This window comes from Paraburkholderia sp. PAMB 6770 (genome assembly GCF_057748135.1).
On record NZ_CM173239.1, the window covers coordinates 1,470,262 to 1,490,202 of the forward strand.

At 70.0% G+C, this 19,941-nt stretch carries 18 protein-coding genes; 6 read left to right on the top strand and 12 right to left on the bottom strand.

Annotated elements, in window-relative coordinates:
• The first annotated feature begins 73 nt into the window (after positions 1 to 73).
• The 4 genes from AC3AP7_RS23945 to AC3AP7_RS23960 all read left to right on the top strand — a co-directional run bounded on the left by AC3AP7_RS23945 (position 74) and on the right by AC3AP7_RS23960 (position 5,125).
• Positions 74 to 433 carry a hypothetical protein gene (locus AC3AP7_RS23945; protein WP_487362795.1) on the top strand — a complete coding sequence of 120 codons (360 nt, stop codon included), beginning with the start codon at positions 74 to 76 and terminating at the stop codon, positions 431 to 433.
• A 45-nt stretch (positions 434 to 478) separates the two neighbouring features.
• The gene (locus AC3AP7_RS23950; RefSeq protein WP_487362796.1) at positions 479 to 1,321 is read left to right on the top strand and encodes a polysaccharide deacetylase family protein; all 843 of its coding nucleotides are present in this window, start codon (positions 479 to 481) and stop codon (positions 1,319 to 1,321) included.
• Between the two features lie 64 nt (positions 1,322 to 1,385).
• A complete protein-coding gene (locus tag AC3AP7_RS23955; protein ID WP_487362797.1) occupies positions 1,386 to 2,597 on the top strand; it encodes a putative glycoside hydrolase in 1,212 nt (403 codons plus the stop codon).
• A gap of 188 nt (positions 2,598 to 2,785) precedes the next feature.
• Positions 2,786 to 5,125, top strand: coding sequence for a serine hydrolase (locus tag AC3AP7_RS23960; RefSeq protein WP_487364995.1), 2,340 nt, complete (start codon positions 2,786 to 2,788; stop codon positions 5,123 to 5,125).
• An 88-nt stretch (positions 5,126 to 5,213) separates the two neighbouring features.
• Here AC3AP7_RS23960 and AC3AP7_RS23965 read toward each other — a convergent pair whose 3' ends face one another.
• From AC3AP7_RS23965 to AC3AP7_RS24010, 10 genes are all read right to left on the bottom strand, one after another.
• Positions 5,214 to 5,447 carry a hypothetical protein gene (locus AC3AP7_RS23965; protein ID WP_487362798.1) on the bottom strand — a complete coding sequence of 78 codons (234 nt, stop codon included), beginning with the start codon at positions 5,445 to 5,447 and terminating at the stop codon, positions 5,214 to 5,216.
• A 202-nt stretch (positions 5,448 to 5,649) separates the two neighbouring features.
• On the bottom strand, positions 5,650 to 8,109 hold the full coding sequence (locus AC3AP7_RS23970) for an HAD-IC family P-type ATPase (protein ID WP_487362799.1): 2,460 nt from the start codon (positions 8,107 to 8,109) through the stop codon (positions 5,650 to 5,652).
• A complete protein-coding gene (locus tag AC3AP7_RS23975) occupies positions 8,090 to 9,022 on the bottom strand; it encodes a 1-phosphofructokinase family hexose kinase (RefSeq protein WP_487362800.1) in 933 nt (310 codons plus the stop codon). The genes AC3AP7_RS23970 and AC3AP7_RS23975 overlap by 20 nt, the downstream gene beginning before the upstream one ends.
• Entirely contained in the window at positions 9,007 to 9,348 is a 342-nt protein-coding gene (locus AC3AP7_RS23980) for a carboxymuconolactone decarboxylase family protein (protein WP_487362801.1), read from the bottom strand. The genes AC3AP7_RS23975 and AC3AP7_RS23980 overlap by 16 nt, the downstream gene beginning before the upstream one ends.
• Positions 9,349 to 9,388: 40 nt before the next feature.
• Positions 9,389 to 9,853 carry a CBS domain-containing protein gene (locus AC3AP7_RS23985; protein ID WP_487362802.1) on the bottom strand — a complete coding sequence of 155 codons (465 nt, stop codon included), beginning with the start codon at positions 9,851 to 9,853 and terminating at the stop codon, positions 9,389 to 9,391.
• A 131-nt stretch (positions 9,854 to 9,984) separates the two neighbouring features.
• The gene (gene glgX, locus AC3AP7_RS23990; RefSeq protein WP_487362803.1) at positions 9,985 to 12,192 is read right to left on the bottom strand and encodes a glycogen debranching protein GlgX; all 2,208 of its coding nucleotides are present in this window, start codon (positions 12,190 to 12,192) and stop codon (positions 9,985 to 9,987) included.
• Entirely contained in the window at positions 12,179 to 12,760 is a 582-nt protein-coding gene (locus AC3AP7_RS23995) for a CBS domain-containing protein (RefSeq protein ID WP_487362804.1), read from the bottom strand. Before AC3AP7_RS23995 ends, glgX begins: the two co-directional genes overlap by 14 nt.
• 58 nt (positions 12,761 to 12,818) lie before the next feature.
• Positions 12,819 to 15,230, bottom strand: coding sequence for a phosphoenolpyruvate synthase (ppsA, locus tag AC3AP7_RS24000; protein ID WP_487362805.1), 2,412 nt, complete (start codon positions 15,228 to 15,230; stop codon positions 12,819 to 12,821).
• A 43-nt stretch (positions 15,231 to 15,273) separates the two neighbouring features.
• The gene (locus tag AC3AP7_RS24005; protein WP_487362806.1) at positions 15,274 to 15,744 is read right to left on the bottom strand and encodes a hypothetical protein; all 471 of its coding nucleotides are present in this window, start codon (positions 15,742 to 15,744) and stop codon (positions 15,274 to 15,276) included.
• 5 nt (positions 15,745 to 15,749) lie between these two features.
• Positions 15,750 to 16,199 carry a carboxypeptidase regulatory-like domain-containing protein gene (locus AC3AP7_RS24010; RefSeq protein WP_487362807.1) on the bottom strand — a complete coding sequence of 150 codons (450 nt, stop codon included), beginning with the start codon at positions 16,197 to 16,199 and terminating at the stop codon, positions 15,750 to 15,752.
• A gap of 246 nt (positions 16,200 to 16,445) precedes the next feature.
• Between AC3AP7_RS24010 and phaZ the strand changes: the two genes are divergently transcribed.
• Positions 16,446 to 17,726 carry a polyhydroxyalkanoate depolymerase gene (gene phaZ, locus AC3AP7_RS24015; RefSeq protein ID WP_487362808.1) on the top strand — a complete coding sequence of 427 codons (1,281 nt, stop codon included), beginning with the start codon at positions 16,446 to 16,448 and terminating at the stop codon, positions 17,724 to 17,726.
• A gap of 187 nt (positions 17,727 to 17,913) precedes the next feature.
• A complete protein-coding gene (locus AC3AP7_RS24020) occupies positions 17,914 to 18,912 on the top strand; it encodes an LOG family protein (RefSeq protein ID WP_487362809.1) in 999 nt (332 codons plus the stop codon).
• 53 nt (positions 18,913 to 18,965) lie between these two features.
• Here AC3AP7_RS24020 and AC3AP7_RS24025 read toward each other — a convergent pair whose 3' ends face one another.
• The gene (locus AC3AP7_RS24025) at positions 18,966 to 19,202 is read right to left on the bottom strand and encodes a UDP-glucose 4-epimerase (protein WP_487362810.1); all 237 of its coding nucleotides are present in this window, start codon (positions 19,200 to 19,202) and stop codon (positions 18,966 to 18,968) included.
• Between the two features lie 88 nt (positions 19,203 to 19,290).
• A complete protein-coding gene (locus AC3AP7_RS24030; protein WP_487362811.1) occupies positions 19,291 to 19,941 on the bottom strand; it encodes a BON domain-containing protein in 651 nt (216 codons plus the stop codon).

Here is a 19,941-nt window from a genome sequence, read left to right on the forward strand (position 1 = left end):
AGCAGGTCCGCAGCCCGCCGCATGCGCGCCCCACCGCCCTCTGTTCAGGCTAGGGGAGCCGTGCGGGTTCGCCTTGACGTTCGTCAACCCGCGCCGCGATCGCGCCTCGATCGCGCGCATGGGACGCTCGCATGGGACGCGCCGGCCGGACGCGAAAACGCGACGTGGCCGCGCCACTTCCGTTGCCGCGGCTGCGGGCCTGGGCCGCTCATCGATCCACGCCGCCGAAGCCCCTGCCGCGGCGCGGTTGACCCACGTCAATCCGGCCGGGCGCGCTCGCCTGTTCAATGAACGTTGCACCTCACTCCGGGGAGTCATCGTGTCCGCCCTGTTCTGCGTGTCCGGCCCGCACGCGCGTCATGTTCCGTCGACCCGCATCGACGCGCCGGCAAGCGCCGTCGGGTTCGTCAGCAATGCAGGCCGCCGGGCCTGACCGGCCATGCGTGCCCCGACCCGCTGGCCGAGGAGTCTCGCGAATATGCTTGCTTCGCTCTCCGCGCGGATTGCACTGGTGGCGCGGATTGCACTGGTTGCGTTCGCTGCCGCGGCGTCCGTTTGCCGCGCCGCGCAGGACAACGGCTGCGCGCCGCGCGTCGCGGTGCTCGTCTATCATCGCTTCGCCGCGACGGCGAACGATTCGATGACCGTGCGCGTGACGACGTTCGAAGCGCAACTGGCTTTTTTTCGCGCGCACGGCTACCGCTTCGTGCCGCTGCGCGATGTCGTGAAGTGGCGCGAAGATCCCTCCGCCACGCTGCCGGACAGAAGCGTCGCGCTGACCGTCGACGACGGACACCGCTCCGTCTACGACGTGCTGCGGCCGATCGTCGAGCGTGAGCGGCTGCCGGTCACGCTGTTCATCTATCCGTCGGCGATCTCGAACGCGAGCTATGCGCTCACGTGGGACCAGTTGCGCGCGCTGCATCGCAGCGGATGGTTCGACGTGCAGTCGCATACGTACTGGCATCCGAATTTCAACACGGAACGCCGACGGCGCACGGCGGACGATTTCCGCCAGTTCGCGCAGACCCAGTTCGTGCGCGCGAGAGCGCGGCTCGAAGCGGAACTGGGCGCGCCGGTGGATCTGCTGGCGTGGCCATTCGGCATTTACGACGACAGCCTGATCGCGCTCGCCTCACAAAGCGGCTATGTCGCGGGCTTCACGCTCGATGCGCGCTTTGTGAGCCGCGCGGCGCGGCCGCTGGCGCTGCCGCGCTTTCTGATGGTGGACGGTGACGGCCCCGCCACGCTCGCACGCCTGTTCGATAACGACAAAACGTCCCGCTGTCCGCCGCCCAGGGCCCGCGATGCCGCGCGCTGACAGACACCGCCGCGCGGGCGCTTCATGCGCTGCGTTTGTCGCGTGCGCCGCGTGGCTGCTCGCCATGCTCGCGCTGATCCCCTGCCATGCCGCCGACGTGACGGGCACGGTAATCGACGCGCAGACGCGGCAGCCGATCGCGGGCGCGACCGTCACCACCGGCGAGCTCGCCCAGCAGACCGACCCGCGAGGCGCATTCGCGCTCGCTCACGCGGCGTCGTCGGTCGCCGCGCGGGCGCCCGGCTATCTGCGCACGCAGGCGCGCGCCGATGCGAACGGGCCCGTCACGCTCGCCCTGACACCGTTTCGCCCGCGCGCCGTCTACCTGTCGGTGTACGGGATCGCCAGCACCGTGCTGCGCGGCGCGGCGGTGCGCCTGAAGGACAGCAACCGGATCAACGCGCTCGTGATCGACGTGAAAGGCGATCGCGGCCAGACGCCTTATCCGAGCGCTGCGCGCGAATCGGGCGGCGCCGCCCGTTACGCGCCCGCCGGGCCGCAGCTTCACGCGTTTGCCGGCCTGCTCGCGCAACTGCATCAGGCGGGCTTCTATCTGATCGCACGCATCGTCGTGTTCAAGGATGACCCGCTCGCCAGCGCCCATCCCGAGTGGGCCGTGCACGACGCGCAGGGCAAGCCGTGGCGCGATCGCGAACATCTCCAGTGGGTCGATCCGTTTTCGCATGCGGTCTGGGCGCACAACCTCGACGTCGCGGAGGAAGCCGCGCGCCTCGGCTTCGACGAGATCCAGTTCGACTACGTGCGTTTTCCCGATGCGGCCGGTTTGCGTTTCGCACAGCCCAATACGCGCGCGAACCGCACGGCGGCGATCGTCGGCTTCCTGCGGGCGGCGCGCGACCGGCTCGTCCCGTATAACGTTTTCGTCGCAGCGGATATCTTCGGCTACGTCTGCTGGAATCTCGACGACACCGCGATCGGACAGCAGATCGAGACGCTCGGCGCGCCGCTCGACTACATCTCGCCGATGCTCTATCCGTCCGGCTTCACGTGGGGACTGCCGGGCTGCAGCAATCCGGTGGCCGACCCCGCGCAGATCGTGCGGCGATCGCTGGCCGAAGCGCATCAGCGCACCGGCCTGCCCAGTGTGCGTTTCAGGCCCTGGCTGCAGGCGTTTCGCGACTATGCATTCGATCGCAGCGCATTCGACGCGGTGAAGATCCGCGCCCAGGTCGACGCCGCCGACGCCGCCGGCACCGACGGCTGGATGCTATGGAATCCGCGCAACCACTACGATCCCGCGCAACTGCCGCGCTAACGCTAACGCTAACGCTAACGCTGATGCCGATGCCGATGCCGATGCGCATGGTCGCTGCGCAAAGCGGCGCGCGGGCCCGGGTGCTCGTCTATACGCTCGTCTATACGCTCGTCTATACGCTCGTCTATACGCTCGTCTATGCGCTTGCCTATGCGCTTGCCTATGCGCTTGCCTGTGCGCTTGTCTGCATGGCGCCACGCGCAGGCTGGGCCCAGTCCGAGCCGCTGATCGACACACCCGCCGGCGCCCCCGCCGACGCATCGATCGACACACCGACGGCGCAGATCGTCGCCGCCCAGATCGAGGCGCGACGGCTACCCGGCGCGGTGATCGTCGCGGGCGACGCGCAGCACGTGCGCTACCGCGCGGCGTTCGGGCTGCGCGCCCGCGCACCGCACGACGAGCCGATGACGCCCGATACCGTGTTCGACCTCGCGTCGCTGACGAAAGTCGTCGCGACGACGACGGCGATCATGCAACTCGTCGAGCAGGGACGGGTGCGTCTCGACGCGCCCGCCGCGCGCTACTGGCCCGCGTTCGCGGCCCACGGCAAGGCGGCGGTGACCGTGCGCGAACTGCTCGTCCACACGTCCGGGCTGCCGCCCGATCTGCCGCTGCCGCCCGCGGGCTTCGGCCGCGCGCGCACCCTGCGCGAGGTCGCCGCCGCCTCGCTGGTCGCGGCGCCAGGCGAGCGCGTCATCTACAGCGACGTCAACTTCGTCGCGCTGGGCGAGATCGTCGAGCGCGTCACGCATCAGCGCCTCGACGCATACTGCCGCGCGCATATCTTCGCGCCGCTCGGGATGCACGACACCCTGTTCGTGCCCGACGCCGCCCGCGCGGCCCGCAGCGCACCGACCACCGCCGGTCGCACCGGGATGCGTCGCGGCCGCGTGCACGATCCGGTCGCGGCGCGCATGGACGGGGTAGCCGGCAACGCCGGACTGTTTTCGACCGCCGGCGATCTCGCGCGATTCGCCCAGATGCTGCTCGACGGCGGCCGCGCGACGCATGCGCGCATCCTGAGCCGCGCGAGCGTCGCGGCGCTCGCCACGCCCGCGTCCCCGCCCGACCGCTTGCCGTGGCGCGGGATCGGCTGGTCGCTCTCCGCGCCGATGAGCGCGAACCGCGACCGCTTGCCGCCCGTGGGCACGATCGGCCATACCGGCTACACCGGCACCGGTGTGTGGATCGATTTCGTGACCGGCCAGTTCATCGTCATCCTGACCAATCGCGTCTATCCCGACGATCGGGGAGACGCGCGACCGTTGCGCGCGCAACTACGCTCGGTGCTCGCGAGCCGTACGCCGGCCGTCACGCTCGCGGATATCGTACGCCGCGTGCCGTCCGCCGCGGCCGTAATCGCGCAGGCCGCGCGGCCTCGGCCCGCGCGCGGACCGGTGCGCGTCGGCATCGACGTGCTCGAAGCCGGGCAGTTCCGCCCGCTCGCGGGACTGAGGATCGGGCTCGTGACGAACCGCAGCGGATTCGATGCGCGCGGCCGGCGCACCGCCGACGTGCTCGCGCACGCGCCCGGAGTCCGGCTGGCCGCGCTGTTCGCGCCCGAGCACGGGCTGAATGCCGACGTCGACGCCCCGCTCGCCGATACGCGCGACACGGCCACCGGCCTGATCGTCCACAGCCTGTACGGCCGCTCGCAGCGCTTTCCCCCGGGGTCGCTCGACGGACTGGACGCCCTCGTGTTCGACATCCAGGATGCGGGCGTGCGGCTCTTCACCTACGAGACGACACTCGGCTATGCGCTCGAGGCCGCCGCGGCCCGGCACATTCCGCTGTTCGTCCTCGATCGCCCCGCGCCGCCCGGTGCGGATCGCTTCGGCGGCCCGGTGCCCGACGCCGGACACCCGTCGTTCACGACGTATTTTCCGTTGCCGCTCGTCCCCGGCATGACGGTCGGCGAACTCGCGGGCCTGTTCAACGGCGAGCGGCATCTCGGCGCCGACCTGCGCGTGATCCGCATGACCGGTTACGCACGCACGATGCGTTTCGCCGACACCGGCCTCGGCTGGGTTCCGCTCTCGCCGTATCTGCGCACCGTCGCACAGCTCGACCGCTACACCGACGTCGTGCTGCTCGAAGGCGCGAACCTCAGCGTCGGACGCGGCACGCCGGAGCCGTTCGGCGAGATCGGCGCGCCGTGGATCGACGGGCCCGCGCTCGCCGCGGCGCTTAACGCGGCGGATGCGGGCGCGCGCTTCGAGCCGGTCGATTTCGTGCCGACCGAATCCGCGTGGCGGGGTGTCGTATGCCACGGCGTACGCATCGTCGCGACGAACCCGATGCGCGAGCCGGGTCGGCTCGGCGTGGCGATGCTCGCCACGCTGCATGCGCTGTACCCGCAGACCTTCGATCTGGCGGCAACCGGGGCCGCACTCGGCGCCGCCGACGTGCTTGCCGCACTCGCCGACGGCGCGGATGCCGCACAGGCCGCGCAGCGGGCCGAGCGCGAAGTGACGCGCGAGGTCGCGGGCTTTGCGCCGCTGCGCGCGCGCTATCTGCTCTATTGATATTGAACGAGGTGAACCGCGATGCGTCGCGCGCCGGAGTCCGTGCGCGCCGCGATGTTGTGCGCGCACGGCCAGCGGCGATCGACGCTCAGTGCGCGAGGCGATGCGCGCACATCGCGGGCGCGCTGCGCAGCGGCGGAAACACACACCACGAACCGTCGCCGTGCCGGAAGAAGACGATCGTGAGCGGGCCGTGCGATGTCCGGCCCTCGATCCGTACGTAGCGGCTATGCGTGGCGAGCAGCCACCCGATCTGCGTGACGTGTGCCGGCATCGCGCGCGACGGCGCCAGCCACTTGTCGACGAGGGACCGCAAAGACATGTCGTTGCCGTTCATCGCCCGCTCCTGGTGTGCGCCCGCATCACGACGGAACATCGTGTTTCGGGTCGTTAAAACCAGTATGGTCGACGCATGACGCCGGCGACATCAGCACCTGCCGAGATTGCCATCGTCGTTGCAGCATCGCTGTAGTCGTTCGATGACAGCGAGGCGCGCAGCACCGGAATCGCGCGCCACGGGTGCATCAGGTCATTGCGAGCCGTGCAAACAGCACGGCTTTTACCGCGTCGAGCAGGAACGTCAACGCGACGGCCGCGCCCAGCACCGCCACAACCTCGACAGCGGGCAGCGCGGCCATGAGAATGCCGCGCGTCGCGAGGGTCACGAACATCAGCGCGTCCGTGGCCGACGCCGCCATCATCCACAGGCTCGGCCGAGAGCTCCACACGCGCCGCCGTTCGCGCACGACATAGAGAATCGCCTCGCCGCTGAACACCAGCGTGACGGCCGCGAGCGTCTGCAACTGCGCACTGCCGAGATGCAGCGCGAACTTCCCCACCGCGAGCACCGCCGTGCAAAAGCACAGATTGCCGAAGCCCAGCACGATCGCGGCCAGCGTGAGCGCATCGATCCGCCATGCGTTGGGCTTCGCCGACGGCCGCACGTTGTCGGTCGTCGAGGACATCGCGAGGAAGTCGCCGGTGACCATCAGCAGGACCATCAGCGTGGGCGTCAGCACCGCGTGCCCTGTCATCACGAGCCCGGCTGTCAGAAACAGCATCTGGTCGATCTTGCGCGTGACGGAGCGCAGCATGTACGTGAGGATGCGCTGGAACGTGATGCGTCCTTCGCGCACCGCGTTGACGATCCCGCCGAGCCCTGCCTGCGTGAGTACGATGCCGGCCGCGGACTTCGCGACGTCGGTCGCGCTTGCGACCGCGATGCCCATCTGCGCCTGGCGCAGCGCCGGCGCGTCGTTCGCGCCGTCTCCGCACATGCCGACCGTATGCCCGCCGCGCTGGAACGCCTTGACGATGCGGTATTTGTCTTCCGGAAAGATGCCCGCAAACACGGCGAACCGGTCCGGCGTCAGCTCGGCTGGCAACGCGCCCGGCGGACACGCGGCACCGCGCAGGCCGATCGCGCGCGCAACCACGCTCGCCGTTGCGGGGGCGTCGCCGGTCAGCATCACGGTGCGCACGCCCATTGTTTCCAGCTCGCGAATCAGCGGCGCGGAGTCGCTGCGCGGCGGGTCGCTGAGCGCCAGCAGTCCTGCCACGCGCAGCGCGCCCGGCGGCCCCGCCGCGACCGCGAGCACCCGGAATCCCCCGGCTTGCAGCGCGCGTGCGTCGGCCAGCGCCGCGGGACACGGTCCCGCGCGTTCGTACACGGTCGCGAACGCGCCTTTGACGATATGAAGCGGCGCACCATCCGCGCCGGTCGCGAATGCCTCGGCCATCTTGTGCGCAGGATCGAACGGCACGAAGCGCACGAGCGCCGGCAGATCCGGCAGATCCGGCGGACACGCCGCGCGCGCCGCTGCCCGGACGGCGGCGTCCACAAGGTCCGCTCCCCCGTCCGAACTTGCCAGCGCGGCGAGCCCGAGCAGATGCGCCGCGTCGTAGCCCGGCAGCGCGCGAACCTCGGTGACGGCCAGCGTGTTGCGCGTCAGCGTGCCGGTCTTGTCGGCGCAGAGCACGTCCATCGTCGCGGCTTCGTCGATGGCGGACAGCCGCGTCGGCAGCACGCCGTGCGACGCGAGCCGGCGCGCGCCGAGCGCGGTCGCAAGCGTGAAGGTCGCGGGCAACGCGACCGGGATCGCCGCCAGCACCGCCGTGAGGGCCAGCGGCACGATATCGGTGAAGCGCATGCCGAGCCATACCGCGTAGCCCACCTGTGCGAGCACGATGCCGCCGTTGAAAACCGCGAGGTTGCGCACGACGCGCAGCACGGCCGCCTGCTGCGAACTCGTCACGTGCGCGAGCCGCACGAGCTCGGCGGTCTTGCCGAACCGCGTGCGCGCGCCGGTCGCGCTGACCTGCGCGAGCGCTTCGCCGCGCCGCACGAGCGCGCCCGCGTAGGTATCGGTCCCCGGGCCGGCCTCGACCGGCAGCGATTCGCCGGTGAGCATCGACTGGTCCAGTTCCACCTGGCCGTCGAGCACCCGCACGTCCGCGCCGACAATTCCGCCCAGCGACAGCTTCACGATGTCGCCCGGCACGAGTTGCGCCGCGGGCACCGTGGTCCAGACGCCGTCGCGGCGCACGGCGGCCACGAGCGCGAGCCGCGCCTTCAGCGCATCGAGCGTGGCCTGGGCGCGTCCTTCCTGAAAGAGGCCGAGCAGCGCATTGAACAGCACCAGCCCCGCGAGCACCACGGCCTGCACGTATTCCCCGAGCACCAGCTGAAGCACGACGGCCGCTTCGAGCATGCAGGGCACCGGTGCCCAGAACCGGCCTGCCACGCGGCGCAGCGTGCCGGGCGCGACGTCGGGCATCGCGTTCGGCCCCAGATCCTGCAAGCGACGCGCGGCTTCGGCGCCCGTCAGCCCGAGAGGCACGCCGCCGGCAGCCGGCGCGGTTTCGGGCGGCACAGGCAACGCTGGCGCGCGCGGCGCGTGCGCCTCGTGCGGCGGCTCCGGTGCGCCCTGCAGCGCACCGCGTTCAGGCGCTGCGTGTGTGTATTCATCCCATGACGATGTCATGATAGAGCCGCTCGATGTCTTCTTTCTTGCACAAGCCGGTGCCCGCGTACACCAGCGAAGCGGATGCCGCCGCCAGCCCATAACGAAACGCGTGATCGAGCGGCGCGTCGCGCGCGAGCGCCCAGACGAGCGCGCCGACAAAACTGTCGCCCGCGCCGATCGCGCTGAACACCGGGACGGACAACGCCGGCGCGCGCAGCACCGTCCGCGCGCTGGCGAGCAGCGCGCCGGATTCGCCGAGCGTCAGGACGACGATCTGCGCGCCGCCCGCATGCACGATGTCGAGCGCAGCCTCGCGCCATTCGGCTTCGCTCGCGAGCGGCCGGCCGCAGAGTTCGCGCAGTTCGCCGAGACTCGGCTTCACGAGAAACACGCCCGCATCGAGCGCCGCGCGCAGCGCGGGGCCCGACGTATCGAGCACGACGCGAGCGCCCTTCGCGCGCGCGGCGCGCGCGAGCGTCGCGTAGAGGTCGTCGGGCGCGCCCGGCGGCAGGCTGCCGCTCAGCACGAGGTAATGCGGCGGGGGATCGAGCGCATCGAGCTGTGCGATGCAGCGCCGCCACTCGGCTTCGGCCACGCTCGGCCCCGGCAGCACGAAGCGATACTGACGGCCGCTCGACTTCTCGTAGACCGAGAAGCTCTCGCGCGTTTCGCCGGCAATGCCGATGGCGAGCCCGCGCACGTCTTCTTCCGCGACGAGCGTGCGCAGCACGTCGCCGGTGGGACCGCCCGCCAGATAGACGGCCAGCCCGTCGCCGCCCAGCCGCTGCACGACCCGCGCGACGTTGATGCCGCCGCCGCCGGGATGCCTGAGCGCCGCGTCGCAGCGCAGCTTGCGCGTATCGAGCACGCGCTCGACGGCAGTCGACACGTCGACCGCCGGGTTCAACGTGACCGTTACGATCTGCGCCATGGTCGTCCTGCCAGCGTGTGCGGGGACGTCCCCGCCGGCTGCGCGTGCCTGCTCGCATCGAGCCGTTCGAGCGCCGCGCACAGGCGCGCGCGGCACGATGCACCGCACGCACCGGATGCCTGCGGCGCGCCTGCGATCGCCGCGGCCACCGCCACGGCATCGTCCAGTTCGTCGCGCGCGACGCCTGCCTCCAGCGCGTCGCGCAGATGCAGCGCGACACACTCGTCGCCGCGCAGCGCGAGCGCCACGCCGAGCGCGATCAACCGTTGCTGCCTGACGGCTATCGAGCCCGCGTCCATTGCCTGTTCCAGGCTGTCGATACTCATTGCGTCGCTCCTGCGCCCGTCCGTCGCCCGCTGTCGCGCCTCAGCCGTGCAGCGGCGCCTGCACGGAGCCGAGGCTCTCGCGGTTCTGCCCGTAGCGGACGATGCTCGCGAGCAGCGCGAGATCGCGGCCGAGCGCCTCGATCACGTCATCGAGCGACAGCACGCCGACGATCTGTCCGTCGTCGTCGGTGACGGCGAGCCGGCGCACGCCGTGGCTCGCCATCATCTGCATCGCGTCGGGCAGATCCGCATCGAAGCCGACGGTCACGACCTGCGGCGTCATCACGTCGGCCACGAGCATGTCGCCCGGCGATGCGCCGAGCGTCACCGCCTTCAGCACGATGTCGCGATCGGTCACGACACCCGCGACGCGCGGGATCGCTCCGTCGCTCGTGGCGATCAGCGCGCCGACATGCTGGTCGCGCATCTGCACCGACGCCGTCTGCAGGTTGCACGACATCGGAATATGAACCGTACCCTGACTGCAGATTTCATTGACCTTCATGGCGCTCTCCTCGTTGCGACGCTGTTGCGCGGCGAGCGCAACCGTCATCCCAGCATAGAGTCCGCGCCGACCGGGGACTTGAGGTACGTCAACCCGCGCGTCGGTCGGCCACGCCTGCCGCTTCGCATTCTTCACCCGGCCACCAGCAGCACGAGCGAACCCGCCGCGACAACGAAGCGCCCGTCCGCCGCCGCGCGGGGTCCGTGCTCCGCGGGCCACACGTCGCAGGGTGCGGCGCGGCCCGTATCGACCGCCACGCGCCAGCGCGCCGCCGGCAGCGCGAACCCGAGCGGCGCGCTCCCGCCGTTGACGAGCAGGCACAGCGCCGCACCCGGCTCGCGCACGCCCGCGACGCACGCCGGGCGGATCGTGCAGCCGAATGCGCGGGCTGCGCCGTCCCAGTCCGGCGGCCCGCCATCGACACCGAACCAGGCGATGTCCTCGTCCGTGTAGAAGGCATCGCGGCTCAGCACCGGATGGCGCACCCGCAATGCGATCAGTTCACGCACGAAGCGGTGCATCTCGCGGTAGCGCGCGACGCACCGCCAGTCGTACCACGACAGCGCGTTGTCCTGGCAATACGGATTGTTGTTGCCCTGTTGGGTGCGACAGAATTCGTCGCCGCCGAGCAGCATCGGCACCCCGCGCGAAAACAGCAGCACTGCGAGCATGTTCCGGCATTGCCGCAGCCGGATCCGGCGAATCCGCCCATCGTCCGTGACGCCTTCGGCACCGTGGTTCGCGCTGTATTCGTCGGCGGCGCCGTCGCGGTTGTCCTCGCCGTTGGCGCCGTTATGCCTGCGCGCGTAGCTGACCACGTCATGGAGCGTGAAGCCGTCGTGACACGCGACGAAATTCACGCTGTTCACGGGCTCCTTGCCGCCGCGCTGATAGAGGTCGGCGCTGCCGCACAGGCGTGTCGCGAGCGCGCCGGTCGTGCCGGCATCGCCGCGCCAGAAGCGCCGCACGTCCTCGCGAAAACGGGCGTTCCATTCGACCCAGCGCTGCCCGGGGAAACGTCCGACCTGATACGCGCCGCCCATGTCCCACGCTTCGGCGATGAGCTTCACGTGCCGCAGGATCGGGTCCTCGGCGATGCGTTCGAGCACCGGCGGATTCGATACGAGCCGGCCGCGTTCGTCGCGTCCGAGGATCGACGCGAGATCGAAGCGAAAGCCGTCGACGTGCATCTCCGCGACCCAGTAGCGCAGGCAGTCGACGATGAACTCGCGCACCGCCGGGTGGTTGCAGTTCAACGTGTTGCCGCAGCCGGAGTAGTTCCGGTAGGCGGCCCTGCTCCCTTCGAGCATGTAATACACGGCGTTGTCGAGGCCGCGAAAGCTCAGCAGCGGGCCGTCCCCGTCGCCCTCGCCGGTGTGGCTGAAGACGACGTCGAGAATCACCTCGATGTGGTTTCTGTGCAGCTCGCGCACCATCGTCTTGAACTCCGCGACTTCGATGCCCGGCGCACTGCATGTCGAATACGCCGCGTGCGGCGCGAAGAATGCGATCGTGTCGTAGCCCCAGTAATTGCGCAGCGGCGCACCGCCGGACGGATCCGGGCGAAGCGTTCGCGCGCCGTCGAACGCCTGCACCGGCATCAGTTCGAGCGCCGTCACGCCGAGTTCGCGAAAGTACGGAATTTTCTCCACGACCCCAAGAAACGTGCCGCGATGCACGACCCCCGAGGACGGATGCATCGTCAGGCCGCGCACGTGGGTCTCGTAGATCACGGTATCGGACCATGGCGTACGCGGCGGCGCCGTGCCTTGCCAGTCGAAGCGCCGATCGACGAGCACGGCCCGGCCGCCCTCGGCCGGAGCGCGCCGGTCGTCCTCCGCGGGCGGCTGGGCCGGGGCCGGCCGCCAGGGCAGCACGACCGCCAGCGCGTGCGGATCGATCAGCACGGCGCGGCTGTCGAAGCGGTGTCCGCGCTCCGGCGCCCACGGTCCCCATACGCGGTACCCATACGCGTCGCCATACCGCAGGCCGGCGACGAATGCATGCCAGACATCCCCCGTGCGATGCGCGGGGCCTTGCAGATCGACCGTCGCGAGCGGCGACGCGCTCGCCGCGTCGGCGAAGATCAGCAGTTCGATCCGCTCCGTGTGCCGGCTGAACACCGCGAAGTTGAACCCGCCGGGCCCTTCCTCGACGCCGAGCGGCACCGGCCGCCCCGGTGCGACGCGAGGCGCGGACCTCGCCCCGGCGAGGTCCGCGTCGCCGGGCGGCCGGTACGGCGCGACGCGTGACAGGGGAGCGGACTCGCCGCTGCGCGCACGTGCGTGCGGTCGCTGTCCGTCCGACTGCCGGGATGGGTCCGCGTCATGGTCCGGCATGTGTTTCGATCACCTCGTAGCCGTCGGCTGCGGTGCGCCAGTTGGACACGTGCGCGTAGGCCTGAAACGCCCGCACGGCATGCCGGATCGCGGCGTCGCGCGGACCTTGCCCCACCGCAACGCGCATCAGCTCGCTACGATGCGCGAAGCCCCCATGGTCGAGGATTTCCTTGTAGAAAACGATTTCGAACGGGCGGCGCGCGGAGCCGCTCTCGCCGAAGTCGGTGAGCGAAACCACGCCGACCACGCGCCCGGCACGATCGACCACTGCCGCGCGCCGCACCCGTGCGCCCCGCAACCGCTCGACCACGCGCCCGGCGGGGTCGTCCGGCGAGCATACGAGCGCATCGATCGACATCACCTCGCGCACCGTCGTCTGCTCCGCGCGACGTGCATCGACCACGCCGCGCATCACGATGTCGCGGTCGGTCACTATCCCGATCACGCGGCCGTCGTCGCACACCGGCAGGCAGCCGACGTTATGCGCCTTCAGCACGCGCGCCGCGGCCGAGACCGGTTCGTCCGGGCAGATGCACACTGCCCGCTTCATCACGTCCTTCACCCGCATGGCCGTCTCCCTGGCCCGTCCTTTCGACATTGCGCGCCTCGCCGCGCGGCCTGTCCCGCTACCCGCCGGCAGGCGGGCGACCGGCGGCGGCCGCCTCCGCCGCGGCGACGCGGCGCTTGACCGCGACGAAGCTGTCCGGGCTCACCGACATCGAATCGATCCCGCACGCAACGAGGAATTCCGCAAACTCCGGATGGTCGCTCGGCGCCTGGCCGCACAGGCCGACCTTGGCGCCCGCGCGATGCGCCTGCTCGATCACGTTGCCGATCATCCATTTCACCGCTTCGTCCTGCTCGTCGAACAGCTCGGCCAGTTCGGCGGAATCGCGATCGACGCCGAGCGTGAGTTGCGTCAGGTCGTTGCTGCCGATCGAAAAGCCGTCGAAGCGCTCGGCGAACGCCTTTGCCAGAATCACGTTGGACGGGATCTCGCACATCACGTACACCTGCAAGCCCGCGTCGCCGCGCACGAGTCCGTTTTCCGCCATCACCGCGAGCACGCGGTCGGCCTCTTTTGTCGAGCGGCAAAACGGAATCATCACGATCACGTTCGTGAAGCCCATCGCGCCGCGCAGCCGCGCGATCGCGCGGCATTCGAGCGCGAAGCCGTCGCGATAGCGCGGCGAGTAATAGCGCGATGCGCCGCGAAAGCCGAGCATCGGGTTCTCTTCCCGCGGCTCGAACTGCGCGCCGCCGATCAGATGCGCGTACTCGTTCGTCTTGAAGTCGCTCATCCGCACGATGGCCGGATGCGGGTAGCACACCGCCGCGATGCGCGCGAGGCCGCGCGCCAGCCGGTCGACGAAGTACTCGGTCCGGTCGTCATAGCCCGCGCTCAGCGCGGCGATCGCGCGCCGCGCGTTCTCGTCCTGCAGCGTGTCGTAGCGCGCCAGCGCCATCGGGTGCACCTTGATATGGTTGCTCACGACGAACTCCATCCGCGCGAGCCCGATGCCGTCCGCCGGGATCCGCCACCAGCGAAACGCCGCCGCCGGATTCGCGAGATTCAGCATCACCTGGGTACGCGTGGCGGGAATCTGGCTGAAGTCGATCTCCTCGACGTCATACTGCGCCGCCCCTTCGTACACGAAGCCCTGTTCGCCTTCCGCGCACGATACGGTCACGGTCTGCTGGTCATGCAGCCGCAGCGTCGCGTCGCCGGTGCCGACGATGGCCGGCAACCCCAGCTCGCGGCTCACGATCGCCGCGTGCGACGTGCGTCCGCCGTGGTCCGTGATGATCGCGGCGGCGCGGCGCATGACCGGCACCCAGTCGGGATCGGTCGTCTGCGTGACGAGAATCGCCCCGTCCACGAAGCGCGCGATATCGCGTGCGCTGTCGATCACGCACACGGGACCGGTCGCGACTGCTTCGCCGACGCTCACGCCGGTGAGCAGCGTGCGGCCCCGGGCGCCGATCCGCCAGGTCTTCACGGCCCCGGCCTCGCGGCGCGACTGGACTGTTTCGGGGCGCGCCTGGACGACGTATATCTCGCCGCTCGCGCCGTCCTTCGCCCATTCGATATCCATCGGGCAGCCGTAGTGCGCCTCGATCAGACAGGCCCAGCGCGCGAGCATCAGGATGTCGGCGTCGGGCAGCACGAACGCGGCGCGCTCGGCCTTCGAGGTCGGCACATTGCGGGTCGGACGGTCGCCGTCGCCCGCATAGATCATCTTGTGAGCCTTTTCGCCGCAGGTCTTGCCGACGATCGGGCTGCGTGCGGAATCGTCCAGCAGCGGCTTGAATACTTCGTACTCGTCCGGATCGACCGCGCCCTGCACGACGTTTTCGCCGAGCCCCCAGGCGGCATTGATCAGCACGATCCTGTCGAAGCCCGTTTCCGTGTCGAGCGAGAACATCACGCCCGCGCCACCGAGATCCGAGCGCACCATGCGCTGCACGCCGATCGACAGCGCGACCTGCAGATGGTCGAAGCCCTTGTCCCGCCGGTACGCGATCGCGCGGTCGGTGAATAGCGACGCGTAGCAGCGCCGGCACGCATCGAGCAGTGCGCGCTCGCCGCGCACGTTCAGATACGTCTCCTGCTGTCCCGCGAAGCTCGCATCCGGCAGATCCTCGGCCGTCGCGCTCGAACGCACCGCTACATCCACGTCGTCCTGCTCCGCGCGGCGGCACAGCGTCCGGTATGCGTCGCGCAAGGCCGCCGCGATGTCGGCGGGCCACTCGCCGCGCAGCATCGCGCGGCGAATCGCGGCCCCCGTCTCGGCGAGCGTTGCCTTGCGCGCCGCCAGTTCGCCGAGCGCGGCGGCGATCGGCTCGCGCAGGCCGTTTGCGTCGATGAAGCGCCAATAGGTCTCCGCGGTCGTCGCAAAACCAGGCGGCACCTTCACCCCTTGCGCCGACAGATGGGCGACCATCTCGCCGAGCGACGCATTCTTGCCGCCCACGCGGGGGACGTCGCTGCGGCGCAGCTGTTCGAACCAGACGATAGGCGCGCGCGTTTCGGTCATCTCGTGCTCCTTCGGGGAAAGTGCGGCACGGCGCCGCGTGCCGTCAGATGCTGACGTAGCCCTCGAAAGTCCACGGCAGCGCCATGCACGACGGCTCGGCCGGCGCCGCGGGCGCGGCACACAGCCCCGCGAAACCGGGCGCGCCGTCCGCGGCGAACACCGGCACGAACATGAACGTGTCGTTGATCGCGATGACGAAGTCCGGATTGAACTGCGAGGGCGCAAAGATCGAAATCTTGCGGAAAAACCCAGGGATGTCGCGCACCGGCCCTTCGCCTTCCGTGTACGTGGTGAGCGGACCTACCGTGTCGTAGCGCGCGGGCAGCGTGTAGGTGCACCCGCCGTGCGCGATCGTTTCAGCCGCCGCATGGACGAGTTTGACGCCCGGATACGGCAGGTAGTGGGCCGCTTGCGCAACCGGTCCGTCCGGGCCGAGCAGCAGCGGCGGATGCGCCCACAGCGCGACGGAAAGCGGACTTGTTCGTTGTGCAAAATATTCCGATAGCCAGTTCATGCTCGTCATCCCCAGTAGAAATTGACGTCGACGCCGCCGTGCGCGGGCACGCTCACATGGCGCTCCTGCAGGTTGCCGTCCGCGGTGGCGTCGATCCGGTAGCGTCCCGGCGCGAGACGCACGTCCACCATCGGACCGTCCGAGCGGATCTGGAGGATTTTCGCGCTCGGCTCGGTCGTGATGAGCACCTCGACGTCGGACAGGTAGGTGCCGTCCTTCGTCGCAAACAGCAGACGCAGGTTAAAGCGCGACGCCATCGCGCGGATCGCGGACGACTCGTCCTCGCCCACGCCGCCCGTCACGTAGCTGACGCCGCCGGCCGTCACGACAGCCGGCGCACCGCCATCCTGGGCATCCTGGGCGTGCGCCGGCACGCCGCCCAGCGCGCATGCGGCCACCAGGCCCGCAAGCGCGGCGATGTGCCGTGCCCTCGTCAACGATACGTGCGACATCATGGCTCCTTGTATCAGGCAGTTCTCGGCGCCACGGCGAGCTCCACTGCCGATGCTTGCAGCGTACGAGCGGGCATCGCGCGGTGCTTGATGTCGATCAACAAAAGCCCGTGCCCGCGCGGCCTTGATCGGAATCAAGCGCTGCCGCGCGCCGCGCGTTATCGTCGAACGATCACGCGTGCGCGGCCCGCGCCGCGCACGCGATGCCGGTCCGATGCACCGCATCCGGCCTATCCGCGAGGACACATCATGTGGTATGCGTGGTTCGAAGCGCAGCGCAACCTGCTGCGCGTCGCAGGCGCTCTGGGTTGGCCGCTGGCCGGCGGGCACGACAGCCTTGCGCAGCCGCTGCCCCCCATACCGCCGCTGCCGGTGCCGCGGCCGGTTCCCGGCTTCGACATCCGCGCGGTCCTCTGCGACGGCCATGCGGTGCCGGTGATCGAGCGCATCGCCGACCGCACGCCGTTCTGCACGCTGCGTCACTTCGCCTGCGATCCGCACGCGTGCACGCCCGCCCGCCGCGCCGCCGCCAGCATCCTGCTGTGCGCGCCGCTCGCCGGCCATCATGCGGTGATGCTGCGCGAGACGGTCGAAACACTGCTCGCGTCGGGCGACGTTTATCTGACCGACTGGACCGACGCGCGCGATGTGCCGCTCGCCGACGGCCTGTTCGGCCTCGACGATTGCGTGCTGACCGTCGGGCGCTTCCTGCATGCGATCGGCGACGCGCGGACCCATGTGGTCGGCGTGTGCCAGGGCGCCGTGCCGGCGCTCGCCGCGCTCGCGCTGGCTGCCGATGCCGGCGCGCAGTCCGCCGCGCAGTCCGCCGCATCCATCACGCTGATGGGCGGCCCGATCGACGCACGGATTCACCCGGGCGCGCTCGCGCGCTTCGCGCAGTCAACCGGCATCGCATCATTGCGCAGCGCGTTCATCGACGTCGTGCCGCCGCCCTATCCGGGCGCGGGCCGGCGCGTGTACCCGGGCTTCTATCAGCAGGCCGCGATGCTCGGCGCGTTTGCGCAGCACCGCCTGGCGCTCGAAGCGGGCTACTGGTCGAGCCGTCTTGCCGGAGACCGCGACGCGATCGCGCGCAGCCTGCGCGGACTCGGAGAATACGCGGCCGTGCTCGACATGGACGAGCGCTATTTCCTCGACACGATCCGCATCGTCTTTCAGGAACAGCGGCTCGCGCGCGGCACGTGGCGAATCGGCGAGCGTGCGGTGCGCCTGCGCGCGCTTGCGTCGATGCCGCTGTGCACGGTCGAGGGCGAGCGCGACAGCATCACCGGCGCGGGGCAGACGCATGTCGCGCATGCGCTGTGCGGCATGCGCGCGAAGCCGCCGCGTCTGACCCTCACGATTCCCGCCTGCGATCACTACGGACTTTTCAGCGGCGAACCGTGGCGCCGCGCGATCTATCCGGCGCTCGTGCAGTTCTGGCGCGCGTTGCCTGAGCGGCCCGGGCGCGCGCCCATGCGCGCACGCGCGCGCAGCGCGGCGCGGCACGTCCCGCCTCCGCCGCCTTGACCTGCGTCAACGGAACCGCGCCGCGATTCGCCACACTGGAACGGGACGCTCATTGGGCCCCGCAAGGGGCGCGCACGGATGCGTGCGCGACGCCATCGTGCTTCCGGCCTCAGCGCCGGTTCGCGCGTGCGCGGCAACCTTGCAGCAATGTTCCTGCGGCAATCGTGCAGCCACCCTTTCTCGCACCATGACGGAACACTCCGATACGGCCGCCCCGGCGCCCGCCCCCGCGACGGCCGCCGCCCCCGCCGAAGCGCAGCCGCTGCCGGCGGGCGACACGCTGAGCGTCGGGCCCGCGGACGACGATGCGCAACGCGAAGCCGCCGAGCGCGTGCGGCAGCTTGTCGCGAGCCCGAGCTACCGGCAGGCCGACGAGGACCGCGCGTTCCTGCAACGCCGCGAGATGTGCGGCGTGCGCCTGCAACTCGATTTCTGGAAGACCGAGGAGATCCTGCAGCATCAGCGGATCGATCATACGATCGTCGTCTACGGCAGCACGCGGCTCGTCGAGCCCGCCGAAGCGCACCGGCGCCTCGACGCGGCGCGCGCGGCGCTCGCCGCCGCGCCGTCGGATCCGACCTGCCGGCGAGAAGCCGCGATCGCCGCGCGGCTTCTCGCGAAGAGCCGCTATTACCCGGTCGCCCGCGAATTCGGCCGGCTCGTCGGACGCTCGCGCGCCTCGGGCGCGCTGCCGCGGCTCGCCGTCGTCACCGGCGGCGGCCCGGGCATCATGGAGGCGGCCAACCGCGGCGCGTTCGAATCCGGCTCGCCGAGTATCGGCCTGAACATCTCGTTGCCGCACGAGCAGTTTCCCAATCCGTACATCAGCCCGGGGCTCTGCTTCAAGCTGCACTACTTCGCGATCCGCAAGCTGCATCTGCTCGAACGCGCGAAAGCAGCCGTGTTTTTTCCCGGCGGCTACGGCACGTGCGACGAGCTGTTCGAAGTGCTGACGCTGCTGCAGACGAAAAAAATCGCGCCGCTGCCGGTCGTGCTCGTCGATGCGCCGTACTGGCGGCGCGCGGTCGATTTCGATTTCCTGATCGACGAGGGAATGATCGCCGCCGGGGACGCCGCGCTGTTTTCGTTCGCCGAAAGCGCCGAGGCGATCTGGCAGGCCATCGCGCGCTGGTACGGCTTGCCGGAATCCGCGAGCGAAAGCGACGCGCCGGCGGACGGCGCATAGGGACACGGGCGGGCGCGTCCGGCACGACCCCTGCTTCGAGGAGACGCCCTGCTTCAGAGATGGATCGAATGCGCCATCTTCCCTTCGATCCAGATCATGCCTTCGCGCAAGCCTTCGAGCACGGCTTCGTGTTCGCTGGCAAAGACCTTGTGATGTCTGAACTGATGGGAAAAGGTCCCCTGCGGATCGCGATGGTCGACGTGGATCGTGCAGCCGAAGCCGCCCTCCACCGGCTTGACCTCGGCCGAGACCGTCCAGTCGTGCTCGCTAACCTGGCCTGACACCGTCATGATGAAGAATTCTCCTGAAAAATACGCGGCTGCCCGGACAGAAACCGGCGGGCGCACCGGGACGGCGCGCTCCGGCGCCGCACACGCGTTATTCGATATCCAGATCGTCGATGACCGCATGCACCCCCGGCGCCGACCACGCGGCGCCGCGCGCAAGCGAGCGCTCCGCATACGAGCCGACCTTGCCCGTCAGCGTCACCGTGCCGTCGCGCACCTTGATCTGGATGTGCCTTGCCTCGCGTTCGGCGTGACGCTGCATCGCGCGCGCAATTTTCTCCGCGACATCCGCAGCCGCTTTCGGCCCGGCTACGTCGATGAGGTTCGTCACGCCCGTCACGCCGCGCAGATGACCGATCATGCGGGCCGCAAGCTGGCTCTGCTGCGCGTTGACGAGTTCGCCGCTCAGCGTCACCCAGCCCTTCTCGACCTGCACGTGGACGGCGTCCTCCGGCAACCCGACGGTCCAGCGCAGCGTCGAGCGCACCGCGCTCGCGGTGTCCTCGTCGCTATGCGGATCGTCGCCCGGCAAACGCACCTGCATGTCCACGACAACCGCCTTCACGCCGGCCACGCGTTGCGCCGCCTTTTCGGCCGCGACCTTCTCGGCGTAGCTCGCCGGATGTCCGGACAACGTGACGATCCGCTCCGTCACCTCGACACCGATCAGTGCCGGGTTGACGGCCGGATCGAACTCCAGTTCCTCTTCGACTTCGTCCTTCAGTTGCGGGTCCGTCTTCAT